The sequence below is a fragment of the Nonomuraea pusilla genome (assembly GCF_900109355.1).
Taxonomy (GTDB): domain Bacteria; phylum Actinomycetota; class Actinomycetes; order Streptosporangiales; family Streptosporangiaceae; genus Nonomuraea; species Nonomuraea pusilla.
The window spans coordinates 45,229-60,689 of the sequence record NZ_FOBF01000035.1 but is presented as its reverse complement, the minus strand read 5'-3'; the positions used below and the strand labels follow the sequence as shown (position 1 = coordinate 60,689).

13 protein-coding genes and 1 pseudogene are annotated in these 15,461 nt (G+C 74.4%); 8 read left to right on the top strand and 6 right to left on the bottom strand.

Annotated features, from left to right (window positions below):
* Positions 1 to 309 (top strand): annotated as a pseudogene (locus tag BMX74_RS41105) (heavy metal translocating P-type ATPase); the annotation flags it as partial.
* Positions 310 to 333: 24 nt separating this feature from the next.
* Here the strand turns inward: BMX74_RS41105 and BMX74_RS41100 are convergent.
* Both BMX74_RS41100 and BMX74_RS41095 read right to left on the bottom strand, forming a co-directional pair.
* Positions 334 to 981: a DUF4396 domain-containing protein gene (locus BMX74_RS41100; RefSeq protein WP_256257603.1), complete on the bottom strand. Its 648-nt coding sequence runs from the start codon at positions 979 to 981 to the stop codon at positions 334 to 336.
* A 69-nt stretch (positions 982 to 1,050) separates the two neighbouring features.
* Entirely contained in the window at positions 1,051 to 1,698 is a 648-nt protein-coding gene (locus BMX74_RS41095; RefSeq protein ID WP_055501459.1) for a Crp/Fnr family transcriptional regulator, read from the bottom strand.
* Positions 1,699 to 1,771: 73 nt separating this feature from the next.
* Between BMX74_RS41095 and BMX74_RS41090 the strand changes: the two genes are divergently transcribed.
* From BMX74_RS41090 to BMX74_RS41060, 7 genes are all read left to right on the top strand, one after another.
* On the top strand, positions 1,772 to 2,035 hold the full coding sequence (locus BMX74_RS41090) for a YciI family protein (protein ID WP_091105840.1): 264 nt from the start codon (positions 1,772 to 1,774) through the stop codon (positions 2,033 to 2,035).
* Between the two features lie 35 nt (positions 2,036 to 2,070).
* Positions 2,071 to 2,703 (top strand): heme ABC exporter ATP-binding protein CcmA, encoded by a 633-nt coding sequence (gene ccmA / locus BMX74_RS41085; protein WP_055501461.1) that lies wholly within the window; start codon positions 2,071 to 2,073, stop codon positions 2,701 to 2,703.
* Entirely contained in the window at positions 2,700 to 4,211 is a 1,512-nt protein-coding gene (locus tag BMX74_RS41080) for a DUF6297 family protein (protein ID WP_091105838.1), read from the top strand. Before ccmA ends, BMX74_RS41080 begins: the two co-directional genes overlap by 4 nt.
* A 309-nt stretch (positions 4,212 to 4,520) precedes the next feature.
* Positions 4,521 to 5,489: a hypothetical protein gene (locus BMX74_RS41075; RefSeq protein WP_143078950.1), complete on the top strand. Its 969-nt coding sequence runs from the start codon at positions 4,521 to 4,523 to the stop codon at positions 5,487 to 5,489.
* Between the two features lie 479 nt (positions 5,490 to 5,968).
* Positions 5,969 to 6,970, top strand: a complete 1,002-nt coding sequence (locus BMX74_RS41070) for a nitroreductase family protein (RefSeq protein WP_091105834.1) — start codon at positions 5,969 to 5,971, stop codon at positions 6,968 to 6,970.
* Between the two features lie 24 nt (positions 6,971 to 6,994).
* Positions 6,995 to 7,432 carry an RrF2 family transcriptional regulator gene (locus BMX74_RS41065; RefSeq protein ID WP_055501465.1) on the top strand — a complete coding sequence of 146 codons (438 nt, stop codon included), beginning with the start codon at positions 6,995 to 6,997 and terminating at the stop codon, positions 7,430 to 7,432.
* A gap of 83 nt (positions 7,433 to 7,515) precedes the next feature.
* Complete coding sequence (locus tag BMX74_RS41060) at positions 7,516 to 8,706, top strand: globin domain-containing protein (protein ID WP_055501466.1); 1,191 nt, start codon at positions 7,516 to 7,518, stop codon at positions 8,704 to 8,706.
* Positions 8,707 to 8,782: 76 nt separating this feature from the next.
* Here BMX74_RS41060 and narI read toward each other — a convergent pair whose 3' ends face one another.
* The 4 genes from narI to BMX74_RS41040 are packed head-to-tail and all read right to left on the bottom strand — an operon-like array spanning position 8,783 to position 15,400.
* Positions 8,783 to 9,502: a respiratory nitrate reductase subunit gamma gene (gene narI / locus BMX74_RS41055; RefSeq protein WP_055501467.1), complete on the bottom strand. Its 720-nt coding sequence runs from the start codon at positions 9,500 to 9,502 to the stop codon at positions 8,783 to 8,785.
* The gene (gene narJ, locus BMX74_RS41050; protein ID WP_055501468.1) at positions 9,499 to 10,116 is read right to left on the bottom strand and encodes a nitrate reductase molybdenum cofactor assembly chaperone; all 618 of its coding nucleotides are present in this window, start codon (positions 10,114 to 10,116) and stop codon (positions 9,499 to 9,501) included. Before narJ ends, narI begins: the two co-directional genes overlap by 4 nt.
* Positions 10,113 to 11,774 carry a nitrate reductase subunit beta gene (narH, locus tag BMX74_RS41045; RefSeq protein WP_055501469.1) on the bottom strand — a complete coding sequence of 554 codons (1,662 nt, stop codon included), beginning with the start codon at positions 11,772 to 11,774 and terminating at the stop codon, positions 10,113 to 10,115. The genes narJ and narH overlap by 4 nt, the downstream gene beginning before the upstream one ends.
* The gene (locus BMX74_RS41040; protein ID WP_091105833.1) at positions 11,774 to 15,400 is read right to left on the bottom strand and encodes a nitrate reductase subunit alpha; all 3,627 of its coding nucleotides are present in this window, start codon (positions 15,398 to 15,400) and stop codon (positions 11,774 to 11,776) included. Before BMX74_RS41040 ends, narH begins: the two co-directional genes overlap by 1 nt.
* Between the last annotated feature and the right edge of the window lie 61 nt (positions 15,401 to 15,461).

Genomic DNA, 15,461 nt, shown 5'->3' with positions numbered 1-15,461 from the left:
AACGACGCCGCGGCGCTGGCGCAGGCGGACCTGGGGCTGGCCATGGGCACCGGCACGGACGTCGCGATCGAGGCGTCGGACCTGACGCTGGTGCGCGGTGACCTGCGGGTGGCGGGCGACGCGATCCGGCTGTCGCGCAGGACGCTGGCGACGATCAAGGGGAACCTGTTCTGGGCGTTCGCCTACAACGTGGCGGCGCTGCCGCTGGCCGCGATGGGGTTGCTGAATCCGATGATCGCGGGTGCGGCGATGGCGTTCTCCAGCGTCTTCGTCGTCACCAACAGCCTGCGGCTGCGCCGCTTCGCCTGACCGCCACCGCCCCGCCGGGAGGGCTCAGTGGTGGTAGGCGTGCATCACCGCGTGGCCCTTGCCGCGGGAGATCAGCCACTTGTTCACGGGTGTGGTGAGGAGGAACGCCACCAGCAGCGAGCCCGCCAGCGCGCTCCAGAACAGCGGGTCGCCGAGCCCCGAGTCCATCGCGCCGGGCACCCCCACCATCACGGCGTTGTCCAGCAGCTCCATCACCGCGATGGACACCGTGTCGGCGGCCAGCGCCACCTTCAGCGCGTTGCGGAAGCCGACGCCGGCGCGCAGCACGCCGCGCATGGTGAGCGCGTAGCCGAACACGAACGCGAGCGCCACTGACAGCACGACGGTCGCCCCGTTGTGCAGGCCGGCGGCGGTGCCGATCACCATGCCCAGCACCTCGCCGATGGCGCACCCGGTGAGGCAGTGCAACGTCGCCAGCGCGGCCATCCGCCACGTCGCCGCATGCCCGCCGCCATGCTGAGCGCCGTGTCCGGCGTGGCCGGCGTGGTGGCCGGCGTGGTGGCCTGCCTCGTGCGCGGCCTCCTGTGTGGCGGCCGCGTGGTGCCCGTGATCGTGCGGCGCGGCGTGGCCCTGGTGCTGGCCCTGGTGCTGCCCGTGCTGCTCGGCCGCGTCCTGGCCGTGCGCCGCGTGCTGGTGACCCCTGTGCTCCACGAGAACCTCCTCATTCGGTACGCCCCAACCATATACCCCTATGGGGTATATGGCGCAACTGTCCGGAGATCAGTGCGGGAGGCCGGAGATCCGGGCCAGCGCCCCGCGGTCGAGCAGGCGGATCTCCCCGTCCCGCGTCTCGATCAGGCCCCGGCGGGCGAACGACCGCAGCGCCCGGTTGACGCTCACCCGCGTCGCCCCGATCTCCGCGCCCAGGCCCGACTGCCCGTCGTCGAGCCGTACGGGGCCGTCGGCGGCGCGCCGGAGCAGCCACTTGGCCACCCGGCCCGGCACGTCGAGCACCACGACGTCGGTGAGGCGTTCGTCCAGCTCCCTGACGGTCGTGGCGAGCGTGCGCAGCAGCCGGGACGCCACCGCCGGCTCGGCGGCCACGGCCTCCAGCACCGCCCCCGCGGGCAGGTAGCAGACCTCGACCGGCGTGAGCGCGGTGAGCGTCGCCCGGTGCGGGCCGTCCAGCAGCAGCGCCGTCTTGTCGAACGCCACCGGCGCGCTCTCGACGGAGAGCACCACCTCGCGGCCGTCCACCCCCGCCCTGCTCGCCCTGACCCGGCCCGCCAGCAGCACGATCAGCTGCCCGGCCGGGTCGCCCTCGGTGCACAGCACCTGCCCGGCGGGGTAGCGGCGGCGTCTGGCCAGGGGTTCCAGCCGGTCGCCGAGCTCGCGGAACATCGGCAGGTCGGCCAGTTCGTACGTCATGTATCCGGAGATACACCACGGCGGTGCCGCGCGATGCTGAAGTCCCGCCCGCCCGCCGCCTACCGTGCGTGGCATGACGAGATTCGTTCTTCAGATGGCGTTCGACGGCGACCCGCGGCGGCTGGCCGCGCGCCCCGCGCACCGGGAGCACCTGCGCGCCCTGCAGGCGGACGGCCGGCTGGTGACCGCCGGGCCCTGGGCCGACGACAGCGGGGCGCTGCACGTGTACGAGGTGGCCGGCGAGGCCGAGCTGCGCGAGATCCTGAGAGCCGACCCGTACACCGCCGTGCACGGTTACGAGATCGCGCTCCTCAAGGAATGGACGCCCATTCTGTGACCGCGCGAACCGGGGACGCCCGGTAGGCTCGAACAGTGTACGAGTCGATCATCACTGTCACCGGCCTGACGGTCGAGCTGGGCGGCAACCCCGTCCTCACCGGCACCCGGCTCGCCGTCGCCGCCGGGGAGATCGTGGCCGTCGTCGGCCCGAACGGGTCGGGGAAGTCCACCCTGCTGCGCTGCCTGGCCGGGCTGCAGCCCGCCGGAGAGGGCACCATCGAGGTGTTCGGGGCCGCTCCGTCCGACGAGGGCCCCTTCTGGCGCCGCGTGGCGCTCCTCGCCGACGAGCCCGCCTGGTACCCCGGCCTCACCGCCCGCGAGCACCTGGAGCTCATGAGCGCCGTCCACACCGGGCCGTCCAGGCTGACCGTCGAGGACGCGCTCGACGTCTTCGACCTGCGGTCGCGCGCCGACGCGCCCCCGCTCAACCTCTCCACCGGGCAGCGCCAGCGCCTCGCCCTGGCCGCCACCCTCCTGCGGCCCAGCGACCTGCTGCTGCTCGACGAGCCCGAGCGCGGCCTCGACGCCGCCTTCCGCGAGCGCCTGGCCGGGCTGCTCGACGCGTACGCGGCCGAGGGCGGCACGGTCGTCATGGCCACGCACGACCCGCTGCTCGCCGCCCACGGCCGGCAGGTGTCGCCCGCCACCGGCGGGGTGCCCGCATGAGGCCCGCCGAGGCCGACGGGGGCGCCCGGCCGGTCAAGGAGGTCAGGGCGTTCATCGCTTCGCGGGGCCGGGCCCCGGCCAGCCTGCTCGACCGGTACGTCGCCGGGTTCGGGCTGGTCATGGGCGCGGCGGTGGTGGGGCGGCCGATCGCGTCCCTGCTCGGCGGGCTGGCCGGCGCGACCGACCCGTCGCGGGCCGGGGCGGGCACCGCGCTCGTCCTGCTGGCCTGCGCCGGGTACCTCGCGCTGGCCCGCGCCGCCGGTCCCGTCTCCGTGTCCGGCGGCGACGCGTCCTGGCTGCTGCTCTCGCCGCTCGACCGGCGCGGCGTGCTCGCCAGGCCGGCCCGCCTTCTGCTGGCCGTCGCCGTGGCCGCCGGGCTGCTGCTGGGGCTGGGGCTGGCCGCCGTGCTGGGCGCGCCCGACCACCTGGTGTGGCGGCTGCTGGCCGCGCTGGTCGTGGGCGTCTCGGCCACACTGGGAGGGATGGCGCTGGCCGTGCTGGCGCAGGCGTCGGCGTCGTGGCAGTCCTGGGTGACGGCCGGGGTGGCCGTCCTGGTGGTGCTGGCGCTGGTCGCCGCGAGCGGGCAGGCGCGGCCGGCGCTCTCGGCCGCCGCGCACGCCCCGCCCGCCGTCCTGGGCGCCGCCGCCGGGGCCGCCGCGCTGGCCTGCGGTCTCCTCGTCCGCCGGGCCCTGGCGGCCCTCGGGCGGATACCGGCACGGGCGCTGCTCGCGGCGTCCACCCGGGCGGGCCACGTCGCGACGGCGGCGGTGCGGCTCGATCCCGGGGCGCTGACCTGGATCGCCGAGGACAACCATTGGCGGGCCAGGAGGCTGCGCTCCAGGCGCTGGCCGTCGCTCCCCGGGCCGCTCGCGCTGGCCTGGCAGGACTGGCTGCGCCTGGCCCGGCGTCCCGGCCGCCTCGCCCTCGTCGCGGGCGCCGCGGCGCTGCCCGCCGTGCTGGCCCAGGCGGGCGCCGTGTCCGCCACGGCCGCGCTGGGCATGGTGGGCGTGCTGGCGGGCGCGCTGGCCGCGGCCTCCTCCGGCACGGCGGGAGCGCGCAGGGACGGCGACAACCCGAGCCTGGCGCGCCTGACCGGAGTCGGGCGCGGCCCCGCGCTCGCCGCCCGCGCGCTGCTCCCCGCGCTGCTCGCGGCGGCGTGGGCGGCGGCCGCGTTCGCCGGGCTCGCCCTGACCGGGACGCTTCCCGCGACCTCCTGGCTGTGGGGGCCCGCGGTCGCCCCCGCGCTCGCCGCCGGGGCCCTGCGCATGGCGAGGAGGGGTCCCGTCGACCACTCGATGCCGATCATCGACACGCCGGGCGGCGCCATCCCGACCGGGCCGCTGTTCTGGGCGCTCACCGGGCTCGACGTCGCGCTGATCGGCTGCCTGCCCGCCGTCGCCGCCCTGCTGGGAGGCCGGATGGGCGACGGTTCGCTGATGGCGGCCCAGGCGCTCGCGGGCGTGGCCGTGCTCGCCGCGTACGTCCTGCGCGCCCGCCGCGCCCGATAGGCGCGCCCGCCGCGCCCGCCGCGCCCGCCGGGCCCGCCGGGCCCGCCCGGCGGGCCGGGGCTGCGCGTGCCGCCCGCGCCGCCGGGCGCGTCCGGGCGTGCCTGCGACGGCCTGGAGCGCCGACCTCTTCCCGCGCGTCCACTTCGTGACCCGGCGGGGGAGGTCGACGACCCGCGCGGGTCACGAGCGATCCAGGTCTCACAGGGAAGGAACCACGGCCAAGCCGACCTGCGGGGTCCCCGGGGACTTTTGCGGGCGATTCGGCAAGCCGGTGGTGACGCCGGGCGGGGCCGCCTACGGTCAGCGGACATGAGCACTCCATCCGAACCCGCCCCCCGGCCCCGCGACGTCGTGCTTCCACGTGCCGCCGCCGAGGCGTCCGTCCGCAGGTCCGCGGAGACGGCCGGGCGGGCCGTGGGAGGCGGCGTCGACCGGCTGGTCGCCGAGGTACGACGGGAGCTGGCGGGCGAGCTCAGGGCCCGGGTGCGCGTCCGCCTGCTCGGCCAGCCCGTCGAATGGCTCGTCGAGCAGCTCCTCGACCTGGCCCTGCCGTACGCGGAGGCCGCGAACCCCGCCCCGCACCCCGCACCGCTCGGCGACGCCGACACGACGGCGCCGATCCCCGCCCCCGTCCGGGAGGAGCACGGGGAGAGCGGCGCCGAGGAGAGCCGCATGCGGGGGAGCGGCGTCGAGGAGAGCGGCGTCGAGCAGGCCGGGGAGGAAGGTGACGGTGAGTGCGGCGTGCGTGCGGCCAGGACGCGCGAGCTGTGCCTCGACGAGCAGACCCTCGCCGCACTCGCCGAGCGCTACTCGGCGCTCGACCGAGCCGCGCTCCGCGAATGCGGCCTGCTCGTCGACCCGCCCGCCAAGGGCGGCCTGCTGCTCGGCCCCGCCCACCGCTCGCCCCAGGGCGAGGAACTGCTCGGCGAGGTCAAGGACGTCCTGCGCGCCCTGCTGTTCTGCGGCCCCGACGACGGCGTCATGCTGGATCGCGTGCAGCGCGAGCTGCTGACCCTCACCGTGCCGCGCGCCAAGGCGCACGCGGTGGCGTTCCTCACGCCCCCCGGCGCCGAGGGCACCTGGGGCGACCCCGGGCCGCGCGTCCACGACGACCGCGCGCCCGACGCGCTCCTCCAGGTCGAGTACGGGGAGACGGCGAACGGGCTGGTGGGCCACGGCCTGGTGGCGGCGCTCCGGCTGATCAACGAGCTGGAGATCAACGAGCAGGTGCTCCACGCCCGCATGGAGGACGCCGAACAGAGCACCCCCACCGACTGACCACGACGAAACAGAACACCGTCACGGGGCGACGGCGACGACGCGGAACACCGTCAAGGGGTGACGGCGACGGCCCGGAACACCGTCACGGGGTGACGGCGACGGCCCGGAACGCCCTCACGGGCTGACGGTGATGAAGTGGACGCCGCAGCCCGGTGCGAGCCGCTTGTGCGCGGGCTGATGGGCCCTGCCTGCGTGGCGGCGCGTGGCGGCGCGCTGCCGTCTGAGCCATCAGGCGCTGGGACGAGGCGGTCGCGCAGGCTTGAGAGTGCCGGCCGGCCACCGGGCCGCTCTCGGGCCCAGGTCGGCGCCGCTCCCGTCGATCACCCCGTACAGCAGCGGCCCGCGACCAGGCGGGAGCCTGACTGACGAACGGTCCGGCGATTCGGGACCAAAGACCTTTCTTCCTGCCCTGGTCGAGCGAGAGGCTCGATGACGCATGCCCGGACGGGGCACGACGGGGAAGACGAGGGACACCGATGCCGAAGCCGTTCGCCACGCGCGCCGGCCTCCGCACGCTGATGCGGTCGGTCACGGTGGCGCACGACGCGCTGCCGTGGCGCATCAGGCGGCTCGACGACGCGACGGTGGAACTGCGCGCCGACGCCGACAGGCGGCGCGCCTGCGCCGACCCGCGCGGCAGGCGGCTCGGCATCGCCTTCGGATCGGCCCTGTTCAACCTGCGGCTGGCGGTCAGGATGACGGGCCACGACGCCCGCGTCCTGCCCGCCCCGCACGCCGGGCCGGAGCGGGGGGTGACCGCCCTCGTACGGGCGGAGAAGAGCGCCCCGCCCTCCGAGGAGGAACGCAGGCTGTACGCGGTCCTCGGCCACGAGGCGCAGGCCGGGCGCGGTCGGGACGCCGCACCCGGCGGGATGCCGTCTGGCGGCGGCGCGGCCGGCACGCACGGTCCGGGCGCGAGCGACGGCAGGGCCGTGCTTGTGGAACTGGTCACCGCCGCCCACCTGGAGGGCGCCACGCTGCTCCTGGTGGGTGGGCGGGCGGCGCGCCGCGCGCTCGGCCGGGGCCCCGCGCCGGACGTCGTGGGGTGGAGCTCCGAGGGCGGTGTGCTGTTCACCAGGGGCGACGGGCCCCGGGACTGGCTGCGCGCGGGGCAGGCGCTCCAGCGCGTGCTCCTCACGGCGGCGGCCCACGGCGTGCTGCCGGCGCCCGCCGACCCCGGGGAGGGCCACGGCCCCCTCGGCTCCGGAGGCCGCTTCGGGCACGCCCAACTGCTCCTGCGCTTCGCCGACCCGGCCGAGGGACGGGGGCGGGAGGAGAACGCCACCCCGGCCGGCAGGGCCGATCGGGAGCCGGCAGAGGCCGCCGGCCCGGACGCCGGGTGTGGCGCCGGTCCTGGTCGTGAGGCGGGGCGTGGCGCCGGTTCCCACGTGGGGTGTGGCGCCGGTTCGGACGTGGGGTGTGGCGGCGGTCCTGAGGCGGGGCCGGCGGCGGGGTTCACGGGCGGGAACGGGTCATGACGGCGCAGCGCCTACCTTTGAAGCATGCGCCTGACCGCCTTCACCGACATCTCGCTGCGCATCGTGATGCGCCTGGCCGTGTCCGGCAGGGACGAGTTGCTGACCACCCGGGAGGTGGCGGAGGCGCTCGTCGTGCCGTACACGCACGCGGCCAAGGCGGTGGCCAGGCTGAGCGAGCTGGGCGTGGTGGAGGCCAGGCGGGGACGTGGCGGCGGGCTGCAGCTCACGGAGGCGGGCCGGTCGGCGTCGGTCGGCGTGCTGGCGCGGCAGCTGGAGTCGGCGGGGGACGTGGTGGGGTGCGACGACGCCCCGCCGTGCCCGCTGCGCGCCGCGTGCCGCCTGCGGTCGGCGCTCCGTCAGGCGCAGGAGGCGTTCTTCGCCTCGCTCGACACGGTGACGGTGGCGTCGCTGGTGGACTCTCCCACCGGCCCCGTGCTGCTGAATCTCCCCGTTCACCGCTGACAGGGGCACCCGCGCGTAGGACCACCCGATCCGCCGAATAATATGTATTTCAGATACCAATTTTACCTTGAGGGGGACTTGTCATGCTGTCCGCGGAAACCGCCGAGATCGTCCGCGCCACCCTGCCGGTCGTCGGCGCCTCGCTCGACACCATCACCACGAGGTTCTACGAGTCGATGTTCGCCGACCGGCCCGAGCTGCTGGACGGGCTGTTCAACCGCGGCAACCAGCGCAGCGGCGAGCAGCGCAAGGCCCTCGCGGGCTCCATCGCCGCGTTCGCCACCGCCCTCCTGGAGAACCCGGACGAGCGCCCCGACGCGCTGCTGTCGCGCATCGCCCACAAGCACACGGCGGTTGGCGTCACCGACGACCAGTACGTCATCGTCCACAAGTACCTGTTCGGCGCGATCGCCGAGGTGCTGGGCGAGGCCGTGACCCCCGAGGTGGCCGCCGCCTGGGACGAGGTGTACTGGCTCATGGCCGGCGCGCTGATCGCGATGGAGGCCCGCATCTACGCCGAGGCGGGCGCCCGCGACGGTGAGACCTGGCGGCAGTGGCGCGTCGTCGAGCGCCGCGAGGAGACGCCCGACGTGGTGTCGCTGGTGCTGGCGCCGCTCGGCGACGAGCCGGTGCCCCCGGCCCGCCCCGGCCAGTACGTCAGCGTCAAGGTGCGCATGCCCGACGGCGTCCACCAGCTCCGCCAGTACACGCTGTCCGGCTTCGGCGAGGACGGCCTGCGCCGCATCACGGTCAAGCGGGTACGCGAGGACGAGCTGCCCGAGGGCGAGGTGTCCACGCTGCTGCACGCCACCGTCAAGGAGGGCGACGAGCTGACCCTGTCGGCGCCGTTCGGCGACGTGGCGCTGGAGGACGGCGACGCGCCGCTCCTGCTCGTCTCCGCGGGCATCGGCTGCACCCCGATCACGGCGATGCTCCAGCACCTGGCGCTGTCCGGCTCCGGCAGGAAGGTGCTGCTCCTGCACGCCGACCGCGCCAAGGCGCACCACGCGCTGCGCGAGGACATGGAGCGCCTGGCCGACGCCCTGCCGGAGGCCGACCGGATCTTCTGGTACGAGGCCGGCGACTGCGGCTGCGCCCGTCCCGGCCGGCTGGACCTGACGGGCGTGGAGATCCCGCAGGGCGCGGTGGCGTACCTGTGCGGGCCGCTGCCGTTCATGCGGGACGCCCGCGCCCAGCTCATCGCGGCCGGCGTGGCTCCCCGCGACGTCCACTACGAGGTGTTCGGCCCCGACCTGTGGCTCGGCGCCGCCTGAGGCGGGCGGAGGAGGGGCGCGAGGCCCCTCCGGCACGCCGGGGCCGCCCGCTCGCGAGGGCGGCCCCCGGGCCCGGTCAGCGCGATGGTTCCCAGCCGCGCCGGGGCGCCCGCCGCTCGTCCCTGCTGCGGTAGACGATGTACGGGCGGGTGAGGTAGCCGAGCGGCGCCGTCAGCATGTGCACCAGCCGGGTGAACGGCCAGATCGCGAACAGCGCCATCGCGCTGATCGCGTGCAGCTGGAACAGCGGCGGCGCCCCCGCCATCAGGTCCGGGTCGGGACGCAGGTAGAAGATCGAGCGGAACCAGGGCGAGATCGTGGTGCGGTAGTCGTAGCCGCCGCCCGCGAGGTTCGCGACGACGGTCGCCGCCAGCCCGAGCACGATCGTCAGGGCCAGCAGGACGTACATCAGCTTGTCGTTCCTGGTGGTCGCGGAGAAGACGGGGCCGACGGTGCGACGCCGGTAGATGAGGATGGCCAGGCCGCCGAGCGTGGCCACGCCCGCGACGGTGCCCAGCGCCACGGCGGTGGCGTGGTAGGCGGTCTCGCTCACCCCGGCCGCCTCGGTCCAGCTCTTCGGGATCACCAGCCCGCCGATGTGGCCGAGCAGCACGACGAGGATGCCGAAGTGGAACAGCGGGCTGCCGATCCGCAGCAGCCGCGACTCGTACATCTGGGACGAGCGGGTCGTCCAGCCGAACTTGTCGTACCGGTACCTCCACACGTGGCCCAGCACGAACACGGCGATCGCCACGTACGGGACCGCCACCCACAGCACCACGTCGAGCGCGCTCACCGGTCACCTCCCTGCAACGCGTACGGCTCCAGCCCGACCTCCTCGGCCGGCGGCCCCTCGGCGGCGAGCCGCAGCGCGGCCTGCCTGTCGCGGTCGCCGAGCGGCGGCAGCGTGGCCAGCACGGCGGCGACGACGTGCCGGTACGGCGACCCCTCCGAGTCGAGGGCCCGCGCCAGCAGCTCCAGCCCGGCGCGGTGCTCGCGCAGCAGCCGCGTGGCCTGCCGGGTCGCGCCCCGGCCGGACAGCTCGCAGACGACGGCCAGGTGGTCGGGCAGCTCGCCGCTCTCCGGCTCGAAGCCCTCGGCGGCGAGCGCGTGCTTGAAGCGCAGCAGCGCGCCGCCGCGCCTGCGGGTGTCGCCGTAGGCGTAGTACGTCAGGTACAGGCAGCAGCGCCGCTTGAGGTCGAACGTCTCCACGTAGTGCGCCTGCAGCGCGGCGAGCGGCGTGGCGGCGGCGTGGGCGAGGAACGCGGCGAGCGGCCCTCGCACCTGTCCGGGCAGCCCCGCGACGGTCTCCTCCAGCAGGGGCAGGGCCCCGGTCAGCCGCTCGTCGGGGTAGCCGAGCAGGATCGAGGCCACCATGTGCGTGGTGCGGTCCCGCGTGGCCGTCGTCACTTCTCCTCACCGCCGTTCCGCCTCGGGGGGAACAGGCCCTCGGGCGTCCCCTTGCCGTCCCAGTTGAGCAGGTTGATCCGGCCGCGCAGGTCGGGCGCCTCCTCCAGCTCCTCGCCCGACTGCCGTTCCCTGAGCGCGTGGAAGCTCTCCACGGCGATCGGCGCGGCCCGTCCGGACGCCTCGCCGAACGGCCCGGCCATGCCGGGGCCGCCCTCGTAGTCGAGGCTGCACCCGGTGGCCAGCTCCTCCAGCTGCGCGCCCTGCTCGGCGTGCGCGCGGGGGATGACGTAGCGCTCGTCGTACGGCGCGAGGGCCAGCAGGCGGTGCATGTCCTCGACCTGCCGCCCGGACATGCCGACGGCCGCCGCGATCGACTCGTCGCGGTCCTGGCCGAGATTGATCCTGCGCATGTACGACCGCATCGCGGCCAGCCTGCGCAGCACCAGCCGCACCGGCTCGGGGTCGCCGGCGGTGAACAGCTCCGCCAGGTAGCCGATCGGGATGCGCAGCGAGTCGATCGCGCCGAACAGGTTGCCGGCGTCCTCGCCGTCGTTCCCGGTGCCGGTCAGGACGTCCACGACGGGCGACAGCGGCGGGATGTACCAGACCATCGGCATCGTCCGGTACTCCGGGTGCAGCGGCAGCGCCACCCCGTAGTCGAAGATCAGGCTGTACACGGGGGAGCGGCGGGCCGCCTCCAGCCAGTCCTCCTGGATGCCGGAGGCGCGGGCCGCGGCCTGCACCCGCGGGTCGTGCGGGTCGAGCAGCACGCTCTTCTGCGCCTCGTACAGGTCCTTCTCGTCGGGCGTCGCGGCGGCCTCGGCCACCCGGTCGGCGTCGTACAGCACCAGGCCGATGTAGCGCAGGCGGCCCACGCACGTCTCGGAGCAGACGGTCGGGATGCCGACCTCGACGCGCGGGAAGCAGAAGGTGCACTTCTCCGCCTTGCCGGTGCGGTGGTTGAAGTACACCTTCTTGTACGGGCAGCCGGTCACGCACATGCGCCAGCCGCGGCAGCGGTCCTGGTCCACCAGGACGATGCCGTCCTCGGTGCGCTTGTACAGCGCGCCCGACGGGCAGGAGGCCACGCACGACGGGTTGAGGCAGTGCTCGCAGATGCGCGGCAGGTAGAACATGAACGCCCGCTCGAACTCCAGCCGCACCTGGTCCGACACCTTGCGCAGCACCGGGTCGGACGGCGCCAGCTCGGGGCCGCCCGCCAGGTTGTCGTCCCAGTTCGCGCTCCAGCTGATCTTCGTGGGCTCGCCGCTGATGAGCGAGCGGGGCCGCGCCACCGGCGTGTCCTCGCCGACGGGCGCCGAGAACAGCCGGTCGTAGTCGTACGTCCAGGGCTCGTAGTAGTCCTGGATGGACGGCATGAGCGGGTTGGCGAAGATGGTGAGCAGCTTCTTCAGCCTGCCGCCGGCGCGCAGCCGCAGCCGCCCGCGCCGGTTCAGCTCCCAGCCGCCCTTCCACCGCTCCTGGTCCTGGTAGGTGCGCGGGTAGCCCTGGCCGGGCCGGGTCTCCACGTTGTTGAACCACACGTACTCGGTGCCGGCGCGGTTCGTCCACGCCTGCTTGCAGGTGACCGAGCAGGTGTGGCAGCCGATGCACTTGTCGAGGTTCATCACCATCGCGAGCTGCGCCATGACGCGCATCAGTACTCGACCTCCTGGGCGCGGCGGCGGATCACGGTGACCTCGTCGCGCTGGTTGCCGGTCGGTCCGAGGTAGTTGAACGCGAACGACAGCTGCGCGTATCCGCCGATGAGGTGGGTGGGTTTGACGAGCAGGCGGGTCAGCGAGTTGTGGATGCCGCCGCGCCGCCCGGTGGTCTCGCTCTTGGGCACGTCCACGACCCGCTCCTGCGCGTGGTACATGTACACCGTGCCCTGCGGCATGCGGTGGGAGACCACGGCGCGGGCCACGACCACGCCGTTGCGGTTGACGGCCTCCACCCAGTCGTTGTCGGCGATGCCGGCGCGGGCGGCGTCGCCGGGGCTCATCCAGATGGTCGGCCCGCCGCGCGACAGGGTCAGCATGAGCAGGTTGTCCTGGTACTCCGAGTGGATCGACCACTTGGAGTGCGGCGTGAGGTAGCGCACCACCACGCCCTCGCTCACCGACTCGGGCTCGCCGAACAGCGCCGCCATGTCGAGCGGCGGCCGGTAGACGGGCAGCGCCTCGCCGTACTCGTGCATCCAGTCGTGGTCGAGGTAGAAGTGCTGGCGGCCGGTGAGCGTGTGCCAGGGCTTGCCGTGCTCGACGTTGATGGTGAAGGCCGAGTAGCGCCGTCCTCCGCTCTCGCTGCCCGACCACTCGGGCGAGGTGGTCACCGGCACCGGCCTGGCCTGCGTGTCGGCGAAGGTGATCTGCTTGTGCGCGTCGGCCAGCCCGTCGAAGGTCGTCCCGGTGCGGCGGGCGAGCGTGGCGAAGCCCTGGGCCGCCAGGTGGCCGTTCGTGGTGCCGGACAGTGCGAGGATCGCCTCGCACAGGTGCGTGTCGCGGGCCAGCGACGGCCGCCCGTCGGCGACGCCGCCGCGGACCGTGCCGTTCAGGCGGGCGAGCCGGCCGATCTCGCCGGACACGTCGTACGTCAGCCCCTTGGTGGTGGCGCCGAGGCGGTCGAGCAGCGGCCCGAGCGCGGCCATCTTCTCGGCGACCGCGCCGTAGTCCCGCTCCACCGTGACGATCTTCGGGAACGTCCTGCCCGGCACGGGCTCCTCGCCCGTCTCCCGCCAGTCGCGCACGACGCCGCCCGGCGTGGCGAACTCGTCGGCCGTGTCGTGCAGCAGCGGCATCGCCACCAGGTCGGTACGGGTCCCGAGGTGCTCGCGGGCCAGCGCGCTGAACGCGGCGGCGATCGAGTGGAAGGCGGCGAAGTCGGTGCGGGTCTGCCAGGGCGGGTCGATCGCCGGGTTGAACGCGTGGACGAACGGGTGCATGTCCGTCGAGGACAGGTCGTGCTTCTCGTACCAGGTGGCGGCCGGCAGCACGATGTCGGAGAACAGCGTCGTGGACGTCATGCGGAAGTCGAGCGTGACCAGCAGGTCGAGCTTGCCGCGCGGCGCCTGCTCCGCCCAGCGCACCCCGGACGGGCGCAGGCCGGGTGGCGCCTCCTCGGCCCGTACGGACGACTCGACGCCGAGCAGGTGCCGCAGGAAGTACTCGTTGCCCTTCGCCGACGAGCCGAGCAGGTTGGCCCGCCACACCAGCAGCACGCGCGGCCAGTTCGCCGGGTCGTCGGGGTCCTCGCAGGCGAAGCCGAGCCGGCCCGCGGTCACCTCGCCGGCGACGTACGCGGCGGGGTCGCGGCCGGAGGCGGCCGCCTCGTCGGCCAGGTCGAGCGGGTTGCGGCCGAACGTCGGGTACGACGGCATCCAGCCCAGCCGCGCCGACTGCGCCAGCAGGTCCGCCGTCGCCCGTCCGGCGAACGCGCCCGAGCCGAGCGGCGACGACAGCGCGTCGGCGCCGTAGGTGTCGTAGCGCCACTGGTCGGTGTGGGTGTACCAGTACGCGGTGCCGATCATCTGCCGGGGCGGGCGCGACCAGTCCAGGCCGAAGGCGAGCTGCGACCAGCCGGTGATCGGCCGGCACTTCTCCTGGCCCACGTAGTGCGCCCAGCCGCCGCCGTTCACGCCCTGGCAGCCGGTGAGGGTGGTCAGCGCGAGGAACGCCCGGTAGATCGTGTCGGAGTGGAACCAGTGGTTCGCCCCCGCCCCCATGATGATCATGGATCGGCCGCCCGACTCCTCGGCGTTGCGGGCGAACTCGCGGGCGATCCTGGCCGCCGTCGCCGCCGGCACCCCGGTGATCGGCTCCTGCCACTCCGGGGTGCACGGGGTGTCCGGGCCGGGCGGGGCGGTGACGCCGTACTGGGCGAGCATCAGCTCGAACACGGTCGTGACCAGGCGGCCGCCCAGCCGCCGCGCCGGCACCTCGCGGCGGAGCACGCCGGGCGTGGGGGTGTCGAAGCGCGGCAGCAGCACGGTCACGGTCTCGGCCGCGCCCGGCGCGCCGCCGACGCGCAGCAGCGGGTCGATCTCGCCGAGGTCGAGGTTCCACCGGCCCTCGCCCTCGGCCGGGTAGCGGAAGCCGAGCGACCCGCCAGGCACGGCGGGGCCGCCGGTGCGGGCGTCGAGCAGCACGGTCTTGAACGCCGCCGCCTCGCCCTGCTCGCCCAGGTCGGCGGCCGTCAGGAACTTGCCGGGCACGAAGGCGCCGTCGCGCTCCTCCAGCCCCACGAGGAACGGCAGGTCGGTGAAGCGCTTGACGTAGTCGGTGAAGTACGGGACCTGCCGCTCGACGAAGAAGTCCTTGAGGATGACGTGGCCCATCGCCATCGCGAGCGCGCCGTCGGTGCCAGGACGGGGCGCCAGCCACTCGTCCGCGAACTTCGACGCGTCGCTGTAGTCGGGCGACAGCACGACGACCTTCTGTCCCCGGTAGCGGGCCTCCACCATGTAGTGGGCGTCCGGCGTGCGGGTGACGGGCACGTTCGAGCCCCACAGCATCAGGTACGCCGCGTCCCACCAGTCGGCGGACTCCGGCACGTCGGTCTGGTCGCCGAACACCTGCGGCGAGGCCACCGGCAGGTCGGCGTACCAGTCGTAGAACGACAGCATGGCGCCGCCGATCAGGGACACGAACCTGGCGCCGATCGCGTGCGAAGCCATGGACATCGCGGGGATCGGCGAGAACCCGGCGACGCGGTCGGGCCCGTACGTCTTGATCGTGTGGACGTGCGCGGCGGCGACGATCTCGGTGGCCTCGTCCCAGGTGATGCGCACCAGGCCGCCCCTGCCGCGCACCGACTGGTAGCGGTGGCGGCGCCCGGGGTCGGTGACGATCTCCGCCCAGGCCGCCACCGGGTCGCCCAGCCTGGCCTTGGCCTCGCGGTACATCTCGACGAGCACGCCCCGCGCGTACGGGTAGCGGACCCGCGTGGGGGAGTAGGTGTACCAGGAGAACGCGGCGCCGCGCGGGCAGCCCCTGGGCTCGTACTCGGGGCGGTCGCCGCCCACGCTCGGGTAGTCGGTCTGCTGTGCCTCCCAGGTGATGATGCCGTCCTTGACGTACACCTTCCAGGAGCACGAGCCGGTGCAGTTGACGCCGTGGGTCGAGCGGACCACCTTGTCGTGGCTCCACCTGTCGCGGTAGAAGACGTCACCCCGCCGTCCTCCCGCCTTGTAGAGGGCACGCAGGTCGGGTGAGACGTCGCCGGTCCGCAGGTGCCGGCCCAACTGCACCAGGGCGTCGCTCACCGGCCCGTCGATGTCCGACATGCGAACTCCTCACGATCGCGTCCGGATTTCGGCATGCCGCTTACATAGCCCCCCATAACGC